Annotated in this window: 17 protein-coding genes; 13 read left to right on the top strand and 4 right to left on the bottom strand. The window is 35.3% G+C overall.

Annotated elements, in window-relative coordinates; all coding sequences use genetic code 11:
- The first annotated feature begins 332 nt into the window (after positions 1 to 332).
- The 7 genes from QZ136_RS08540 (at position 333) to QZ136_RS08510 (ending at position 6,936) form a co-directional block, all read left to right on the top strand.
- Entirely contained in the window at positions 333 to 1,619 is a 1,287-nt protein-coding gene (locus tag QZ136_RS08540; protein ID WP_363245077.1) for a DEAD/DEAH box helicase, read from the top strand.
- An 18-nt stretch (positions 1,620 to 1,637) separates the two neighbouring features.
- Positions 1,638 to 2,357 (top strand): ThuA domain-containing protein, encoded by a 720-nt coding sequence (locus QZ136_RS08535; RefSeq protein ID WP_291402426.1) that lies wholly within the window; start codon positions 1,638 to 1,640, stop codon positions 2,355 to 2,357.
- Between the two features lie 87 nt (positions 2,358 to 2,444).
- On the top strand, positions 2,445 to 3,011 hold the full coding sequence (locus tag QZ136_RS08530) for a UbiX family flavin prenyltransferase (RefSeq protein ID WP_291402425.1): 567 nt from the start codon (positions 2,445 to 2,447) through the stop codon (positions 3,009 to 3,011).
- 71 nt (positions 3,012 to 3,082) lie between these two features.
- Positions 3,083 to 4,402 (top strand): tRNA (N(6)-L-threonylcarbamoyladenosine(37)-C(2))-methylthiotransferase MtaB, encoded by a 1,320-nt coding sequence (gene mtaB / locus QZ136_RS08525; RefSeq protein WP_291402423.1) that lies wholly within the window; start codon positions 3,083 to 3,085, stop codon positions 4,400 to 4,402.
- Positions 4,403 to 4,483: 81 nt separating this feature from the next.
- On the top strand, positions 4,484 to 5,644 hold the full coding sequence (locus QZ136_RS08520; protein WP_291402421.1) for a prolipoprotein diacylglyceryl transferase family protein: 1,161 nt from the start codon (positions 4,484 to 4,486) through the stop codon (positions 5,642 to 5,644).
- A gap of 3 nt (positions 5,645 to 5,647) precedes the next feature.
- Positions 5,648 to 6,439, top strand: a complete 792-nt coding sequence (locus QZ136_RS08515; RefSeq protein ID WP_291402419.1) for an inositol monophosphatase family protein — start codon at positions 5,648 to 5,650, stop codon at positions 6,437 to 6,439.
- Positions 6,440 to 6,468: 29 nt separating this feature from the next.
- Positions 6,469 to 6,936 (top strand): heme-binding domain-containing protein, encoded by a 468-nt coding sequence (locus QZ136_RS08510; protein WP_291402417.1) that lies wholly within the window; start codon positions 6,469 to 6,471, stop codon positions 6,934 to 6,936.
- A gap of 51 nt (positions 6,937 to 6,987) precedes the next feature.
- On the opposite strand, the gene QZ136_RS08505 is transcribed toward QZ136_RS08510, so the two are convergent.
- Positions 6,988 to 7,551 carry a NifU family protein gene (locus QZ136_RS08505; protein ID WP_291402415.1) on the bottom strand — a complete coding sequence of 188 codons (564 nt, stop codon included), beginning with the start codon at positions 7,549 to 7,551 and terminating at the stop codon, positions 6,988 to 6,990.
- Positions 7,552 to 7,631: 80 nt separating this feature from the next.
- Complete coding sequence (gene purB / locus QZ136_RS08500; protein WP_291402413.1) at positions 7,632 to 8,975, bottom strand: adenylosuccinate lyase; 1,344 nt, start codon at positions 8,973 to 8,975, stop codon at positions 7,632 to 7,634.
- Positions 8,976 to 9,145: 170 nt separating this feature from the next.
- Between purB and QZ136_RS08495 the strand changes: the two genes are divergently transcribed.
- From QZ136_RS08495 to QZ136_RS08480, 4 genes are all read left to right on the top strand, one after another.
- Positions 9,146 to 9,763 carry a TetR/AcrR family transcriptional regulator gene (locus QZ136_RS08495; protein ID WP_291402411.1) on the top strand — a complete coding sequence of 206 codons (618 nt, stop codon included), beginning with the start codon at positions 9,146 to 9,148 and terminating at the stop codon, positions 9,761 to 9,763.
- Between the two features lie 3 nt (positions 9,764 to 9,766).
- Positions 9,767 to 11,104, top strand: coding sequence for a TolC family protein (locus QZ136_RS08490; RefSeq protein WP_291402409.1), 1,338 nt, complete (start codon positions 9,767 to 9,769; stop codon positions 11,102 to 11,104).
- A 69-nt stretch (positions 11,105 to 11,173) separates the two neighbouring features.
- Entirely contained in the window at positions 11,174 to 12,268 is a 1,095-nt protein-coding gene (locus tag QZ136_RS08485) for an efflux RND transporter periplasmic adaptor subunit (RefSeq protein ID WP_291402407.1), read from the top strand.
- Between the two features lie 23 nt (positions 12,269 to 12,291).
- Positions 12,292 to 15,678, top strand: coding sequence for an efflux RND transporter permease subunit (locus QZ136_RS08480; RefSeq protein ID WP_291402406.1), 3,387 nt, complete (start codon positions 12,292 to 12,294; stop codon positions 15,676 to 15,678).
- 169 nt (positions 15,679 to 15,847) lie between these two features.
- Here the strand turns inward: QZ136_RS08480 and QZ136_RS08475 are convergent, their stop codons facing one another.
- Positions 15,848 to 16,036, bottom strand: a complete 189-nt coding sequence (locus QZ136_RS08475; RefSeq protein ID WP_291402404.1) for a hypothetical protein — start codon at positions 16,034 to 16,036, stop codon at positions 15,848 to 15,850.
- A gap of 138 nt (positions 16,037 to 16,174) precedes the next feature.
- On the opposite strand from QZ136_RS08475, the gene QZ136_RS08470 reads away from it, so the two are divergent.
- Entirely contained in the window at positions 16,175 to 16,741 is a 567-nt protein-coding gene (locus tag QZ136_RS08470; protein ID WP_291402402.1) for a sigma-70 family RNA polymerase sigma factor, read from the top strand.
- A gap of 10 nt (positions 16,742 to 16,751) precedes the next feature.
- Positions 16,752 to 17,837 carry a serine protease gene (locus QZ136_RS08465; protein ID WP_291402400.1) on the top strand — a complete coding sequence of 362 codons (1,086 nt, stop codon included), beginning with the start codon at positions 16,752 to 16,754 and terminating at the stop codon, positions 17,835 to 17,837.
- Positions 17,838 to 18,154: 317 nt separating this feature from the next.
- Here QZ136_RS08465 and QZ136_RS08460 read toward each other — a convergent pair whose 3' ends face one another.
- Positions 18,155 to 19,336, bottom strand: coding sequence for an NADH-quinone oxidoreductase subunit D (locus tag QZ136_RS08460; RefSeq protein ID WP_291402398.1), 1,182 nt, complete (start codon positions 19,334 to 19,336; stop codon positions 18,155 to 18,157).
- Positions 19,337 to 19,338: the final 2 nt, after the last annotated feature.

The following is a 19,338-nucleotide window of genomic DNA, read 5'->3' as shown; positions in this document are numbered from 1 at the left end:
TGGAATTTTTATTTTTTAATAATTTCGGGATAATAAATTCTTGTTTAATTAAGAAAATAAATGAGCAATACTAATATTATTAGTTCATTAGTGCTCATTTTTAATATCAAGCATGTCAACAGATTAAAGTGCCTATCAGGTGGCCAATCATTCCCTCTAGAGGAAGCAATGATGATGAGGAAAATTTTTAGTCGAATAACTTCTAAAGGATTTGTATTAGTTTTTTAAGATCAAATAACTTAAACTTCGTTTTTAATTGTCTTATGACCTTATTTTGCCTCAATACTCGTTTCAAATGAGTACTTTTGCATTTTATTTAAAAATCTATTTAAATGGTGCTTTTAGAAAAACTGAAACTAAGTAAACCTCTTGTCAGATCGATGACAGATGCAGGTTATTTGGGACCCAAAGACATTCAACTGAAAACAATGTCACGTATTTTGGGAGCACAAGATATCATTGCAATAGCCCCTGAAGGTTCTGGTAAAACTAGCACTTATGTTCTTGGTTCACTAATGCGCCTTAAATATGGTTTTGAAGAGGCTCCAAGAGCTTTGGTATTGGTTCCGGACAAAGACCATGTTTTGGCAGTAATTGAGCGCTTTGAGCTTTTAAATAAGAATCAGACCATACGTATCGTGGGTTTATATCCAGAAGGAGGAATGGAATCTCAAATGAATGCGCTCGCAGATGGTGCCGATATTGTTGTTGCAACTCCTGATCGTGCCAGAGCAATCTATTTGAAACTAGGGCTTAATCTCAATAAAATCATGATGTTTATTGTTGATGATGCTGCCGAAATAGTGAAAAGAGGAATGCAACTTCCTGTCGCTGAATTAGCTAGAAGCATTGTAAGATGCCAACATCTTGTTTTTACCGATGTTTTTCATGATAAACTGAACCTTCTAACCAGTCAGTTTATGAATAATGAAACCATGATTGAGGTGGATAATTTAGGCGAACAAAAACTCGCTACCGTCGATCAAATTTTGTATAAAGTCCCAGATTTTAAAACTAAAGTTAACCTCCTGAACCTTTTACTAAAAGATAAGGATGTTTTCAATAAAGTATTGGTCTTTGTAAATACTCGTTTAACCGCCGAAAAGATATTTAAAAGCCTTTTCAAATACCTTGATAAAGAAATAGCAATTTATAAGCCTTTATTTTTTGATCATCCGGGCTTCGACCAAATGGAAGATTTTAAAAATTCTGAAGATGCTCGAATTTTACTCATTGCAGATGATTTGAGAGAATCAATTGATATTCAGGGTATTCCATTTATTTTTCATCTGGAAATGCCTGTTGAAATGGAAACTTTTATCGGTCGGATTGTTAAAAATACAGACAATGTGGAGGAGGATGTGCTTGCAATTAGCTTTGCGACCGATTTAGAGCTTTCAATGGTTAAAAAGATTGAGCAGACTATCGGACTCCCAATTCCAATTGCCGAATTACCTGACGATTTAGTCATTGAAAAGGATAAGCCAAAGAAATCGAATAAAAATGATAGCCCAGAGCTAGAAATTGGTGCTGCCTTTCATCCCAAAAAGCATAGTAATGTGAAGGATTATAATTATACCTCTCGTGAAAAAGCTAAAATGAAATTCAAAAATCGATAATCATTAAATATTGAAGCTATGAAACATAGAATTTTATGCTTTTTGATATTATTTGCCATAAGTATTTCAGTAGAATCGGCTCCTAAGCCTAAAAAAATCCTTGTTTTTTATAAAACTGCGGCTTATAAACATCTTTCAATCCCTGCAGGAATCACTGCGATTTCTAAATTAGGGCAGGAGCATAATTTCTTAGTCGATACAAGCTCAAATGCGACTGTTTTTGATCTTAAAAATCTAAAAAACTATCATGCAATCGTGTTTTTAAGTACCTCTGGTGACATGCTAAATGATGAGCAACAGTCCCAATTTGAGCAATATATTCGCTCTGGTGGCGGATTTGTAGGTATTCATGGGGCATCAGCAGGCGAATATGACTGGCCTTGGTATGGGAAATTGGTGGGAGCTGTTTTCGATGGTCACCCAGCTCAGCAAAATGCCACTTTTAAAGTTATTGATAAAAAACACCCTTCCACACGCCATTTTCCTTCCGAATGGAATATGAAAGAAGAGCTTTATAATTTCAAGAATATCAATCCCAATATTAAAGTCCTGCTTACTGTAGATGAGTCAAGCTATCAAGGGGGGACCAATGGTGCTTTTCATCCCATGGCATGGTATCATAAATTTGAAGGCGGACGCTCATTTTATACCGCTTTGGGCCATGCTGATGATAAATATACCAACCCCTTATTCTTGAAGCATATCCTCGAAGGAATCCGTTATGCAATGGCTAAGTAATTTTATTTAATTTTTAACTTTTTGAGAGAAATTAAATCTTTATTTGTGCCTGATTATCAAAGGTTAATCTGCATCTAATTAAATCATATGAATAAGCGTAAAATTGCAATTGCTATAACAGGTGCCAGTGGATCTATTTATGCCAAGGTATTATTAGATAAATTAAGTGCTTTAAGTGATCAAATAGCTGATTTAGCACTAGTTATGTCTGATAATGCCAAGGATGTTTGGAAGCATGAATTAGGCAATAGCTCTTTTAATGATTATGGGTACCGATTCTATGCCAAGCGTGATTTTAACGCTCCATTTGCCTCAGGTTCAGCGGGTTATGATACTTTAATCGTTTGCCCATGTTCTATGGGTACTTTAGGTCGCATTGCGGGAGGTATTTCTGATGAACTAATCAGTCGCGCTGCTGATGTAATCCTAAAAGAAAGAAGAAAATTAATTTTGGTAGTGAGAGAAAGTCCCTATAATTTGATTCACATCAATAATATGAAGACCCTTACCGAGGCTGGCGGAATTATTTGCCCCGCAACTCCCTCTTTTTACAGTCTTCCAAAAACCATTGAAGAAGTGGCCGCAACGGTGGTCAATCGGGTAATTGATTTAGCCGGATTTAATCATGATTCTTATCGTTGGGGAGAGCAATAATTTATTGATTATCAATTGCTTGTGGTCTATTTCTGCCATATCAAGCACATTTCGTATATTTGCATATTATCATGAGTAAAAAAGTTGCATTTTATACACTTGGCTGTAAGTTAAATTTCTCTGAGACTTCTGCTATTGGTCGGCAGTTTAATGAGGCAGGCTTTGAAACGGTTTCTTTTACCGACAAAGCGGATGTGTACCTTATTAATACCTGTTCAGTTACTGATCATGCCGATAAAAAATGTCGCAAGGTTGTAAAAGAGGCTCTAAAACACTCTCCAAATGCCTATATCGCTATTGTTGGATGTTATGCCCAGCTAAAACCCAAAGAAATTTCTGAAATTCCTGGGGTTGATGTGGTTCTTGGAGCTGCCGAGAAATTCATGATTACTGAATACATCACTGATTTAACTAAGAAAGAGAAAACTCAAATCTTTAATCAGGATATATCTGAAGCAAAAAGCTTTATTTCATCTTATTCATTCGGAGAAAGAACCAGAACATTTTTAAAGGTTCAGGATGGCTGTGATTATACCTGTTCATTCTGTACCATTCCTTTAGCTAGAGGTGCAAGTAGGAGTGATACCATCTCACATGTGATTGAACAAGCCAATGAAATTGCTCAATCTGGAGTGAAAGAAATAGTGCTTACAGGAGTTAATTTAGGCGATTTTGGCATCAGAGATGGTGTTCGTGAAGATAAATTCTTTGATTTAGTTCAAGCTCTTGATCAGGTAGAAGGAATTGATCGAATTCGTATTTCCTCTATTGAGCCTAATTTGCTCTCCAATGAAATAATCGAATTTGTATCCCAATCGAAAAAGTTTGTCCCGCATTTTCATATTCCACTACAATCGGGTTGCAACAAGATTTTGGGCTTAATGCGCAGAAGATATAAGCGCGAATTATATGCCGAAAGGGTAGCAGAAATAAAAAAACTCATGCCTAATTGCTGCATTGGTGTCGACGTGATTGTTGGCTTTCCAGGCGAAACAAAAGAAGATTTCTTGGAGACCTATAATTTCCTGAATGAGCTAGAAGTTTCCTATTTACACGTTTTTACCTATTCTGAACGCGAAAACACCTTAGCTGCAGAAATGAAAGATTCAGTTCCAGGTTCTTTACGTGCAGATCGTAGTAAAATGCTCCATATTTTATCAGAGAAAAAACGTCGTGCTTTTTATGAAACTCAAGTGGGTATCTCAACGGAAGTCCTTTTTGAAGCGGATCAAAAAAATGGTTTCATGCATGGATTTACTCGCAATTACGTAAAAGTAAAGGCCCCTTATGATCCATTATTAATCAATGAGATTAAAACGGTTAAGCTTGAAAATATTGCTTCTGATGGAGATATGGAGATTTCTGAACCTTCCGAAATATTTGTACACTAAAAGCAATAATTAATAATCGTAATTCTAATCATAATTTATAGATTAGCTTAACATTCTAAATAATCCAATTTCTTAAGATATATGTTCCCAACCATTACACACCTGATTGAATATTTAACAGGATTACATATTCCACTTCCCATTCAAACTTTTGGTTTTTTCGTTGCATTGGCTTTTGCGGCCGGCTATTGGGCACTTTCACAAGAATTTAAAAGGAAAGAAAAATTGGGGCTTGTTAAGCCATTTACCAGAGATGTTAAAATTGGTGAACCTGTTTCAGCTCAAGAAATTGCCTTAAATGGTGTTTTTGGTTTTTTTGTTGGTTATAAACTGCTGGATGGTTTATTGAATTATACCGCTTTTGTGGCTAATCCTCAGGACTTTATACTTTCTACAAGGGGTAGTTTTTTAGGGGGACTAATCTTCGCCGCTTTATTTATTTATTGGGCTTATGCCGAGAATAAAAAAGAGAAACTAAGTCAGCCGAAAATTATTAAAGAAACCGTACACCCACACCAAATAATGGGCAATTTATTAATGTGGGCTGCAATTTGGGGATTTCTAGGAGCTAAACTATTCCATAATTTCGAGTATTGGGATGATTTTGTGAAGGATCCTATTGGCGGACTACTATCCTTCAGTGGATTAACCTTTTATGGCGGTTTGATTATGGGAGGTGCAGCGGTACTCTACCATGCCAATAAATACGGTATAAAATGGATTCACATGTTAGATATTGGTGGTCCCGGTATGATGCTTGCTTATGCCGTTGGTCGCATTGGCTGCCATCTTTCTGGTGATGGCGATTGGGGTATTGTTAATCTTGCTGCAAAACCGAATTGGCTTAGCTGGGCTCCAGATTGGGTTTGGTCTTTTAAATACCCTCATAATGTGGTAAATGAAGGTGTTCCAATTCCTGGTTGCGTAGGTAATTTCTGTAATGAATTACCCTTGCCTGTATTTCCAACACCTTTTTATGAAGTTTTAATGGGAATGGCCATCTTCGCTTTCCTTTGGAGCATTCGCAGTAAAATAAACATTCCAGGCCTTATGTGGTCTATTTATTTGATTTTCAATGGATTAGAACGATTCTTGATTGAATCTATTCGGGTAAATTCTAAATATCACACATTCGGTATAAGTTATACTCAAGCCGAATTAATTTCAACCATTTTAATTCTTTTAGGAATAATTGGCATTTTATGGTCTATTAAAAATGGTAAAAAATACGCCATTTCCTGATTTATGAATCTTGAGAATCTTTGTCGGCAAGTAATTTCTTTAAGCAAGGAAGTTGGTGCTTTTATTCGTGCTGAAGGACAAAATTTTGATCGCAATAGGGTAGAATACAAGGGCTTACACGATATGGTTTCTTATGTAGATAAAACTGCAGAAGAGAAATTAGTTAAAGGACTATCAGAAATTCTTCCTGAAGCCGGATTTGTCACAGAAGAGAAAACAAGCTCTAAGCAGGGCGAAAAATACCATTGGATAATTGATCCATTAGATGGAACCACTAACTTCATTCACGGAATTCCTACATTTTCTATTAGCATAGCCCTTCAAAGCGATGAAGAACTCGTTTTGGGCGTGGTTTATGAGATCAATCGAGATGAATGTTTTTCGGCTTGGAAAGATGGCGGTGCTTTTTTAAATGGAAAACCTATATCAGTCTCAAAAGCTCCTATAATCGAAAATACATTATTGACAACAGGTTTTCCTTTTTATGAATTTGCCGATATGGAACCTTACTTAAATGTATTGAGAGAACTTATGCAGAAATGCCATGGTATCCGCAGAATTGGCTCTGCAGCTATCGATTTGGCCTATGTAGCGAGTGGTAGATTTGATGGCTATTTCGAATATAACCTCAATTCCTATGATGTAGCTGCCGGAATAGTCCTGGTTAAAGAGGCTGGGGGACATGTATTTGATTTTAAAGGTGGTGATGACTGTATTGCTAGAAGGCAGATTATTGCTACCAATGGATTGATATCGGAGGAGTTGTTACTTGTAATTAAGAGATTTTTTCATTAAATTAGATTATCAATATTTATTATAAGCTTATGACTATCACTAAAAAGATTCTCCTAGCATTTCTAATAATCTTCATCCTCATTCAATTTTTCAGACCAGACAAAAATCAATCTACTTTGGCTAGTCCCAATGATATTTTCGCAAGTTTTCCAGCATCTGAAAGTACTAAACAATTGGTTCAAACGTCATGTTACGATTGCCATTCAAATAATACAGTTTATCCTTGGTATTCTGAAATACAGCCGCTTGCTTGGTGGCTCGCAGATCATGTGAATGAAGGTAAATCGGAATTGAACTTTTCTGAATTCTTAACTTATAAGCCTAAAAAGGCAGATCATAAATTGGAGGAGGTAATAGAAATGATTCAGGAAGGGGAGATGCCTCTAAAATCATACACTCTGATTCATAGTAATGCAAGACTATCAGAAGCTCAAAAAACAGAGATTATCAATTGGGCTCAAACCATTAGAAATGAGCTTAAACCAAGTGTAAAATAAAAGCATAAAAAAAGCCCCGATTTCTCGAGGCTTTCAATTTTATATTCTTTCTTATAATGCTTCCGAAACCACCTCAGTAACCTCTGGAACCATTCTTTTTAATAAATTCTCAATTCCAGATTTCAAGGTGATAGTTGAAGATGGGCATCCACTGCATGAACCTCTTAACTCCACAGTAACAATACCTTCTTTAAATGAACGGTAGCTAATTGCACCACCATCTTGCTCAACAGCTGGGCGGACATAGTCGTGCAAAATTTGCTGAATTTTGATTTCGGTTTCTGTTCCTTCAAAACTTGCTAATTCTTCTTCTTTTTCAAGAATCTTATACTCAGATTCCACAGCACCTTTCACAAATTCCTTCAAAATAGGTTCGATATCTTCCCAATTTGAGCTTTCAGATTTGGTGATGGTTACAAAATTGCTAGCGAAGAAAACTCCAGTAACAAAGTTAAACTTGAATAATTCCTTAGCAAATTGCGATTTCTCAGCACTTTCCTTTGTTGCAAAGTCAATGCTATTATTTGTTAATAGCTTGTTAACTAAGAACTTACGCGTTGCCGGATTAGGGGTGATTTCTGTATATACGTTTGTTGTTGAAGCTGCAGTACTCATATTTTTATTTTAATATACAAAATTAACAATTTTTAAGTCGACAATTAGGTTCCAAGTATTTATGACACATCAATGACTGCCTAAATTCCTGTATAATTTGATGGTGTAATTGCTTTTAACTCATTCTTTACTTGATCTGAAACATTCAATCGGTCAATAAATTCAGCCATGGTATTTTGGTTAATTTGCTGATTGGTACGTGTTAAATCTTTCAAGGCTTCATAAGGGTTTGGATAGCCCTCTCTTCTCAAAATGGTTTGAATAGCTTCCGCAACCACCGGCCAATTTGCTTCTAGGTCGGATGCGATAGCACTTTCATTTAATAAAAGCTTATTAAAACCTCTTAATGTTGATTTTAAAGCAATGAGGGTATGAGCAACTGGAACACCAATATTTCTTAAAACTGTAGAGTCGGTAAGATCGCGTTGAAGTCGTGAAATAGGTAATTTAGCTGCCAAATGCTCAAATAAAGCGTTGGCTATACCTAAATTTCCTTCCGAATTTTCAAAATCTATCGGATTTACTTTATGTGGCATGGCTGATGAGCCTACTTCTCCAGCTTTTATCTTTTGCTTGAAATAGTTCATGGAAATGTAAGCCCACATATCCCTATTTAAATCAATTAAAATATTATTGATACGTTTTAAAGCATCGCAATGTGCCGCAAAATTATCGTAATGCTCTATTTGAGTGGTAAACTGCGAGCGATTTAATCCTAAACGATTATTTACAAAATTATTAGCGAAATCTACCCAGTTTATCTCTGGATATGCTACATGATGTGCATTGAAATTTCCTGTTGCTCCACCAAACTTAGCTGAAAATGGAATGGATTGTAAATGAGTTAATTGTGCTTCTATACGCTCTACAAATACCTGTAATTCTTTTCCTAATAAGGTTGGTGATGCCGGTTGTCCGTGGGTATGTGCAAGCATCGGTATCTTCGACCATTCTATAACGCGTTCCTTTAAATGACTTAATAGTTCTTGCAGATTTGGTAAATATGATTCTTGAACAGCTAATTTGAATGAATGTGGTATAGCCGTATTATTGATGTCTTGAGAGGTTAATCCGAAATGAATAAATTCCTTAAACTCATCTAAAGCCAAGTCAGAAAATTTATCTTTTATAAAATATTCAACCGCTTTTACATCATGATTAGTGGTCTTTTCAATTTCCTTAATGGCCTCTGCATCAGCATCATTAAATTGTATATAAACTGCTCTTAAAGCATCAAAGTGTTTATTATCAAAATGTTTTAGTTGAGGTAATGGTAATTCACAAAGTGAAATGAAATACTCTATCTCCACATAAACCCTGAAATTTATTAATGCCGCTTCAGAAAAGTAGGACGATAAATCTTTAGTTGAATTGTGATAGCGACCATCAATAGGAGAGATGGCTGTTAATGCAGATAATTTCATGTTTACTTTTTTTGCGAAGTTACGATTTTTGAATTATATCTACGTGATTCTCTCTTTGTCATTTCATTGTATTTTTCATCCATTTCACGTTTTCAAATACAAAAATATTCGCGGAAACTTTTGAGTTTTAAAAAGTTTCCATAGTTTTGCACTTTCAAATAAATTAACAATTGGACGTAAAATGGTATATAATAGTTGAATCTGATAAGCTTTTTTGCCACTATGGCTTTAAAAGTGTAACGATGGATGATATTGCCAAGCATTTGGGGATGTCAAAAAAAACTATTTACTCTCATTTCGCTGATAAAAATGAGTTGGTAAATATTGTGATTGAGCAGAGGCTGAATTCAAATAGGGAGCTCATAAATGAGACTATAAATATCTCCCAAAATGCTGTCCATGAGATATTTATAGCCCTAACTAACATGAAAGAGCAATTGTCGGGGATTAATCCCTCATTGTTTTATGATTTACAAAAGTATCATCCTCAAGCTTGGTTATTTTTTAAAAATTTTCGTGAGAAATATTTATACACCACCATTCATGATAATCTAAAAAGGGGTATTGCTGAGGGTTATTTCAGAAAAGATATAAAGGCAGATATTTTAACTCAAATGCGTTTAGAGCAAATGGATTTGATTTTTAGTAATTCAACATCCTACACCAATGGGAAATATGGGATAGCACATGTGATGGCCGAGTTAACAGAGCACTTTTTATACGGAATATGTACGCTTAAAGGCCATAAATTAATAAATAAATACAAAGAAATAATTGAAGAAGAATAAAATATGAATTATAAACACATAAGCTTAATCGTTTGCTTTTTTTCTGTGCTTACTGCTAAGGCACAACAATCAGATACGACCATCAGCTTTAGCTTGAAAGAAGCTATTGATTATGCTCAATCACATCAGGTTTCAGTCCAAAATGCTATTATTGATGAGGAAATAGCAAAAAACACGGTCAAGAAGACTATCGGAATTGGTTTACCTCAAGTGAATGGTAATGTCAGTTTTCAAGATTTCCTGGTAGTGCCTACTAGTTTATTACCTGGCGAGTTTTTTGATAAACCTGGTACGCAAGTCCCGGTTAGATTTGGTGTTCAATATCAATCATCCATTGGAATAGAGGTAAGTCAGTTATTGTTTGATGGTTCTTATCTTGTCGGATTGCAAGCATCCAAAACTTTTAAAGAACTTTCTAATAAAAGCCTAAAACGTAGTCGTATTGAGACTGCCGTAGCTGTTACCAAGGCATATTATTCGGTTTTAGTAAGCAATGAGCAGCTTAGCCTATTAGATGCTAATATCTCTCGCTTAAAGAAATCATTAAACGATACTCAAGCCCTTTTTGCGAATGGTTTTGTTGAAAAAATTGATGTTGATCGTTTAAAAGTATTAAATAACAACCTCGAAACTGAGCGTGAAAATGTTATCCGTTTATTAGAATTGAATGTTAATCTTTTGAAGTTTCAAATGGGTATGAATATTCAAACGAAACTAAAATTGAAAGATTCTATTGCTAGCTTACAGGTTGAAGAATCAATTGATTTGAATGATAGCACTTCTTATCAAAATCGTATTGAATATTCATTGCTTCAAACACAGAAAAAAATCAATGAATTGGATGTAAAACGATATAAAAGCTTGTTTTTACCATCGCTAGTGGCTTTTGGGAGCTCTTTACAAAGTTTACAGTCTCAAAAGTTCAGTACATTATTTGATAGAAGTTTCCCAACCACAGTGGTTGGACTGCGTTTATCAGTACCTATTTTATCTGGAGGCATAAAAAGCTACCAAGTAAAAAATGCAAAGCTTGAACTTCTAAAAACTGAGAATAATCTAGTAAACCTTAAAAATGGTATTAATCTAGAGGTGGAGCAGGCCCAAACGGTGTACAGAAATGGTTTAAAGTCTCTCGAGAATCAAAAACGTAACATGGAATTGGCGCAAGAAGTTTTAAGAGTTAGCAAAATTAAATATGAGCAGGGGGTAGGTTCAAGTATTGAAGTTACATCTGCTGAAACATCTTTAAAGGAGTCTCAAAATAATTATATCAATGCACTTTATGATCTTTTAATTAATAAGGTAAATGTGGATAGGGCTTTAGGTAAAATCGTTTATTAAATACAAATCAATTTGCTTGTCTTCTTAAATGGATAAGCATTAACGTCAAAAAATAAAATTAAAACATACATGAAAAAATTATTATTTATTGCTGTAGTCTTCTTTTTGGCCTCTTGTGGAGAGAAACCAACAGATAAAAAATCTGAGCTTGAAGCTTTAAAAAAGGAGCGTGCCGAGCTTAATGCTAAAATAGAAAAACTTGAAAGTGAAGTTGGTATTGTTGCAGCCGCTAGCGATTTAAAGGATGTAAACTTATTAATATTAGCAGAAAGTTCTTTTGAGAATTATTTAGAAGTTCAAGGGAAAATTGATGCAGAAGAAAATGTACAAGTAAATCCGGAGGCTCCAGGTGTGGTGACTGCCATTTATGCTAGTGTTGGTCAGAATGTGTCTAAGGGACAGGTTTTAGCCCAAATTGATGATCAAGTTTTACGTCAGAGTATATCTGAGCTGCAAAATCAATTAGAGCTTGCAACTACACTTTTTGAGCGTCAAAAGAACCTTTGGAATCAAAAAATTGGTACTGAAGTCCAATATTTAAGCGCTAAAACTCAAAAAGAAGCTGCTGAACGTCGTATTGCAACTGTGAAGTCGCAAATGTCAATGTATAAAATTAAGTCGCCAATTTCTGGAACTATTGACGCTATGGATCTTAAGGTAGGGCAGGCTGTAATGCCAGGCCTTTCAGGTATTCGTGTCGTAAATGCTAATAAATTGACTGCTAAGGCTCAAATTGCAGAATCTTATGCTAGCAGAGTAAATCAAGGGGATAAAGTTCAGGTGATTTTACCAGATGTTCCAGATACCGTTGCTACCAAAATTTCTTTCGCTTCAAAAACAATTGATGCAGTATCGAGAAGTTTTAATGTGGAAATAAAACTGCCTTCTAATAAAAATTATCGCCCAAACATGCTTGCAGTGCTTAAAATCATCGATTATCAAAACTCCAATGCATTGGTTATTCCTGTGAATGCTATTCAAAAGGCCGAAAATGGGGATTATGTATTTATCTCTGATAATGGTAAAGCTAAGCGTGTTGATATTAAAACAGGCAAAATTTCTGAAGGTCGCGCCGAGATAGTATCGGGTCTTAAAGTTGGTGATCAGGTAATTGTTGCCGGAATGCAAGGTTTAAGTCCAGGTGATTCAATAAAATCCAATTAATACAGGCTATACATTATTATAAGATGAAAGAAGATTTCAAAGAATTTAAACCTGCCAGTTGGGCAATTGAAAACAGAACAGCCATTTATGTGCTTACTGTTATTATTTCCGTTATAGGATACTTTTCTTATGTAGCCTTACCCAAAGAGAATTTCCCAGAGGTTATTATTCCTAAAATATTTGTGCAGACTGTTTATCCTGGTACTTCTCCAGCAAATATGGAGAATTTGGTTACTAAGCAGCTTGAAAAGCAATTAAAATCGGCCTCGGGATTAAAAAAAATCACATCCAATTCCTATCAAGATTTTTCGATAATTACTGCCGAATTTAATACCAATGTAGATATCAAGGATGCTAAACAGCGTGTAAAAGATGCTGTAGATAAGGCAAGGCAAGATCTTCCAAATGATTTGCCTAATGAACCAAATGTTCAGGATATTAATCTATCAGATTTGCCAATTATTTATCTAAATATTTCTGGCGATTACGACCTAAAAAGTCTTAAGAAGTATGCGGAAGAGATTCAAGATCAAATTGAAAGCCTAAAAGAAATTTCTGGTGTCGATATTGTTGGTGCATTGGAACAGGAAGTACAAATCAATGCAGACTTAAATAAAATGGCCGCTGCTAGAGTTTCATTCTCAGATATTGAGCGTGCCATTGGATATGAAAATTTGACCATTTCTGGTGGTACCATTAAAATGGATGGTGTTAGAAGAACGCTTAACGTTAAGAAGGAATTCGCAAGTGCTGATGAAATTGCCAATTTGATTATCAAAACTCCTACAGGATCATCTATTTATTTAAGAGATCTAGCAGAGGTTAAAGATTCTTTCAAAGAGCAAGAAAGTTATGCTCGTTTATATGGTAAAAATGTAATCACGCTGAATGTTAAGAAAAGAAGTGGTGAAAACTTAATTGATGCATCCGACAAGATTAATGCGCTTATTGCAGAGATGAAGGCTGGTCAATTACCTAAAAATTTAAATATAACCGTTACCGGTGATCAATCTAATAAAACTAGAGTAACTCTTCATGATTTGATTAATACCATTATCATTGGATTTATCCTCGTGACGGTGATATTGATGTTCTTCATGGGAATTACAAATGCTATTTTTGTTGCATTATCAGTCCCATTATCCATGTTTATTGCCTTTATGGCTATGCCAGCATTAGGTTCAATGCTTGGATTTAATTTCACAATGAACATGATGGTATTGTTTTCCTTCTTATTGGGATTAGGTATTGTTGTGGATGATGCGATTGTAGTTATTGAAAATACACACCGAATTTTTGATAATGGTAAAGTGCCCATTAAAAAAGCAGCTAAAATGGCTGCTGCTGAAGTGTTTTTGCCCGTTCTTTCAGGTACATTAACAACTTTAGCACCTTTTGTGCCTTTACTTTTCTGGCCTGGTGTTATTGGTGAGTTTATGTTTTTCTTACCTATGACCCTGATTATTACCCTTTTAGCATCATTGTTAGTGGCTTACATCATTAATCCGGTATTTGCCGTTGATTTTATGAAGCCCGAAAATTTTGAAAAGGAAAAGCCAAGCTTCGATAAATCTGTAAAGCGTAACCTTTTGATTTTTGCAGGTATAGCTATTTTGGCTTATATAATCAACTTCGGGTTAGGAAATTTAATTGTTTTTGTCGCTTTATTGTATCTTTTTAATCATTTCTATTTAAGTAATACAATTAAAAATTTCCAAACCAATATTTGGCCTACTGTACAAAAAAGGTATGCTAGTTTACTTCGAAAAGCACTTAATTGGCCTCGTGCAATATTATTAGGTACACTCGGACTGTTCCTTCTCACTTTCCTTTTGTTGTATTTTGTACCGCCTAAAATTGTGTTTTTCCCTAAAGGCGACCCTAATTTTGTGTATGTATATGTTCAGCTGCCAGTGGGTACCGACCAAGCTTATACCAATGAGGTCCTTAAAAAGGTTGAAGCTGATGTAACCAAAGTGGTTGGCAAGGATAATAAGGATGTAACTTCGATTATATCAAATGTGACTATTGGAGTAACCGATCCACAAAGTGAGGATCAAGGTCAATATCCAAACATGGGTAAGGTAACCGTTGCTTTTGCTGAATTTGGGAAACGTACCGGACCAAGTACTTCATTGTATCTAGATAAGATTAGAGAGGCTGTTAAAGGTATTCCTGGAGCCGAAATTACGGTTGCTCAAGAGCAGGCCGGTCCGCCAACAGCAAAGCCCATCAGCATTGAAGTTACCGGTAATAACCTCGATTCATTGGTTAAAGTTTCCGAAAATTTAAAGCAATACCTTGAAGCTAAGCAAATTGCAGGTGTTGAGGAATTGAAATCAGATTTCCAGAATAATAAGCCTGAAATTATTTTCGATATTGATAGAGAGCGTGCAAATCGTGAGGGAATTTCTACGGGACAAATAGGTATGGATCTTCGTACCGCCATTTTTGGCAAGGAAGTTTCTAAATTCCGCGATGCAAATGAAGATTATGAAATAAATCTTCGTGCCAATGAGGATCAAAAGAATAACCTTGATGCGCTTCGTAACATGAAAGTTACATATAGGGATATGGGTATGGGTGGCATTATCCGTCAAGTACCTTTATCATCTTTTGCATCTATTGATTATGTAAATACCTATGGTGGAATTAAGCGCAAGCAAGAAAAGAGGATTATTATTCTCTCATCCAATGTGCTTAGTGATTATAATCCAAATGAAGTAGTAGCTACTATCGAGAGTGAAATCGCTCAATTTAAGTCGCCTGCCGGTGTAGAAGTCAAAATGGCGGGTGAGCAAGAAGAACAGCAAGAGACGATGTTATTCTTAGGAACAGCTTTGATGATTTCTTTGGGATTGATTTTGATTATTCTAGTAACCCAATTTAATTCAATTACAAAGCCACTTATTATTTTAAGTGAGATTTTCTTGAGTATTATTGGTGTTTTACTTGGAGTAACCATTTTTAGGATGGAGATGTCAATTGTAATGTCGGGGGTAGGAATTGTAGCACTTGCCGGAATTGTGGTAAGAAACGGAATCCTACTTGTTGAATTTACGGATTTACTCATTGAACAAGGGATGGATGTGAAGGAAGCGATTATTGAGGCTGGCAGGACAAGGATGACACCGGTATTGTTAACCGCTACGGCAACTATGTTAGGATTAATTCCTCTTGCAGTAGGGCTAAATATGGATTTTGTGACTTTGTTTAGTGATTTTGATCCTAAATTATATTTTGGAGGAGATAATGTGGCATTCTGGGGACCATTATCATGGACAATGATATTTGGCTTAAGTTTCGCAACCTTCTTAACATTAATTTTAGTCCCATGTATGTTATTAATTGGCGATTCAAACTCAAAAAGAGTTAAGGGTTGGTTTAGAGGTGGGGCTCCTCTCGACTAATTCAAATTACAAGTTAAGGACAAGCGGGTTTTAATAAACTCGTTTGTTTTTAACTTTAAGAAATTGCTTCGAGAATTTGGCTTCGAGAACCTCAGCCACCAGAGGTGGGGTATAGGCACAAAAAAAGCCATTCAGAATATCTGAATGGCTTTTTGTAGTTTTTAATTGATTACTGAGCAGCAACTGTATCAGTAGCAGTAGAATCAACAACAGTTGAATCAACAGCAGTAGTATCAACAGCAGTAGTATCAACAGCAGTTGAATCAGCAGCAGCTTCTTCAGTTTTGTTTGAGTTACAAGCAGCAACTGATAAAGAGATAGCTAAAGCTAAGAAACCGAATTTGAAAGAATTTTTCATGTTTTTGTTTTTAAAATGTATTTAAATAATTTACAGTTAATACCTCAAAGTTAAAAAGGTAACCCTTAACATTGAAAAAAAATAAAAAAAATATTTTTGCTATCATTGGGTTACAATTCCGCATAAAAAGTATTAATAGTGAAAAAAGAGATAAAAAGTTCAGTTCCAGCAGATAGCGAGATTATTTTAGGAATACTGAATGACTCAAAAGAGATATTAAATCGCTTGTACGTGACTTATTTTCCGATGGTGCTACAATTAGTACTCAATAATAATGGAAATGAGGATGATGCAAAAGATATTTTTCAGGAGTCTGTTATTATTCTTTACAATAAAGTAAAAACTGGAAATTTTGAGCTTAATAGTAAGCTTAAAACTTTTATCTACTCTATTTGTAGAAGATTATGGCTTAAGCGATTAAACGCTCAAAGCAAAACTGTTCGTAATGTTCAAGATTTTTCAGATTTCCTTCCAGTGGAAGATGATTTGGAAAGACATGAAGAGAAAGACAGACAGTTTGCCATAATGGAATCAGCTTTACTTCAATTAGGTGAACCCTGCAAAACCATTATTGAGGATTATTACATGCAGAATAAATCCATGCAGGAAATTTGTGAGAAGTTTGGTTATACCAATGCGGATAATGCCAAAACTCAAAAATATAAATGCCTGCAACGTTTGAAAAAATTATTTTTTCAAGCTTAAATAACAAACAATGAAAAGCGATATAGAAATTATTAATCAAATTGATGCCTACCTAAGAGGGGAGCTTTCTGATGCCGAAATTTCTGAATTTGAACAGAAAAGGCTTAATGATGCTGCTTTTGATCTTAAAGTAGTGGAGCATTCTAATTTAGTTTCGCATTTATCTGAATATTCGGAAACTCTTAAGTTGAAATCCGACATGAATATCATTCATGAATCTTTAGATATCTATGCACTAAAGAATGAAGTAGCTCCTGAAGCACCTATTTATATCCGTCTTTGGAAAAAATATAGAATCAATACTGCCATTGCCGCAACGGTTGCCTTAATTGCTGTATCTGGTACTCTGCTTTCTACTGGTTTCTTTTCTAAATCTATCTCTACTAATGTAAGTCTTTTACGTAGAGAGATAAACAGTATTAAGAAGTCTCAGAATGACCTAATTAAAAATATAAAACCTTCTAAGGGACCAGCAAATCCAGGTGAATTTGGTGGTACAGGATTCGCACTTTCATCCAATGGTTATGTGGTTACTAATTATCATGTAATTAAAGGAGCAGATTCACTTTATGTGCAAAACTCTGAAGGTGAGGCTTTTAAAGCCAAAATGATTTATATTGATCCTGCTTATGATTTAGCAGTTTTACAAATTGTGGATCCTAGTTTTGAAGGTCTTGCAGCATTGCCTTATACTTTTAAAAAATCGGCTTCTGATGTTGGTGAAGATGTATTTACCATTGGTTTCCCAAGAGATGATCAAGTTTATGGTAAAGGTTATGTGAGTTCTAAAAATGGATATGCTGGCGATACAGTGGCTTATCAAGTTTCTATTCCGGTAAATCCAGGTAATAGCGGCGGACCATTATTAGATATGCGCGGAAATGTGATTGGAATCATTAATGGTAAGCAAACACAAGTAGATGGAGCTGCATTTGCCATTAAATCAACTTATATTTTGAAGTCGATTGAGGCTATACCTCAAGATTCATTAGAAGAGAAATTAGTTTTAAGTAAGAAAAATAGCTTATCCGGGCTCAGTAGAAAAGATCAATTTAAAAAATTAGAGCCATTTATTTATATGGTGAAGGTTTATTAATTGGAATAAACTCAAAAAAAGAGGCTTATCATGATTAATGATTAGCCTCTTTTTTTATTTAATTTTTGAATCGATTAAGATTTATCAATTACGTTTTTTTATAAGAAACTATTGACAGAATTGTGAAACCGAATAGTCCAATCGATGAAAAGACTATTCTCCAGGTCTCTTGGTTAATTGAATTAATAAATATAAAAAAGCAAATTAGGCTAGCTATTATATTTATTACTAAGGGTTTATTGTTTTTAATCATTTTGTTAAATTGTTATAATCTGTTTTATAGATTATCTAATCTGAATTTAATAAAAAAAACGCTCTTATCTATCTACTTCTCCAAGTACAATATCAATTGATCCGAGTATTGCTACTAAATCTGCAATTAAAACGCTTCTAGAAATTTCCGGTAAGACTGAAAGATTATTGAAACTTGGTGCCCTAGCTTTCACACGCTTCGGAATTTCAGTTTTTCCATCCGTAATAAAATAATAGCCTAGCTCACCACGTGGGTTTTCAGCTCGTATATAAAAATCTTGTTCCTTAGGTATTATCTTTTTGGGAAGTTTAGCTCTTGGATCAAATTCAGGACCTCGTTTAAGATCTTTTTGAAGCTTGTCAAGGCATTGTTCTATGATTTTAAGGGATTCTGCCACCTCATCGGCTCTAACCTTGTAGCGGTCCCAGCAATCGCCACTCTTGCCCATCTCACCTTTACCAATTGGAATTTCGAAATCTAATTCTGGATAGGCCGAATATTCATCAACTCGACGCAAATCCCACTTTAATCCGGAACCTCTTAACATCGGTCCCGAACAACCATAATTAATAGCTACATCAAGTGGCAAAACACCTACTCCGGCAGTTCTAGATATAAATATCTGATTATCAGTTAATAATTGATTGAGCTCAGCTAATTTTGGTTTAAAATAATCCACAAACTCTCGGCAGCGCTCTTCAAATCCCACAGGTAAATCATAAAATAATCCGCCAACCCAAATATAATTATAGAGCATCCTCGATCCAGAAGCCCATTCCAACATGTTCATGATATGCTCACGATCTCTAAAACACCATAAAAATGGGGTAAAAGCACCGATATCCATTCCATAAGTACCGATAGAAATGAGATGTGAGGCAATTCTATTTAGTTCGCACACAAGCACACGAATATATTCTACCCGTTTAGGAATATCCTTGTCAATGCCCATCATCCGTTCAACACCCATCACAAAAGCATGGTCATTGTTCATGGAGGCCAAATAATCCATTCGGTCAACAAAAGGTATAATTTGCTGATAGGTGAGGCTCTCACAATGTTTTTCAAAACAGCGGTGCAAATATCCCATGTGTGGAATCACTTCCTTCACAATTTCGCCATCGGTTATTAGCTCAAGGCGCAAAACACCGTGGGTGGAAGGGTGCTGCGGACCCATATTGATGATCATCTCCTCAGCTTGGAGATTCTCTGTCAGAAGATCATATCTTGTTTTTTTTACCGGCATGC

The organism is Daejeonella sp., from assembly GCF_017495225.1.
Taxonomy (GTDB): Bacteria; Bacteroidota; Bacteroidia; order Sphingobacteriales; family Sphingobacteriaceae; genus Daejeonella.
The sequence above is the reverse complement of the archived record's forward strand: the minus strand, read 5'-3'. Positions and strand labels throughout refer to the sequence as shown.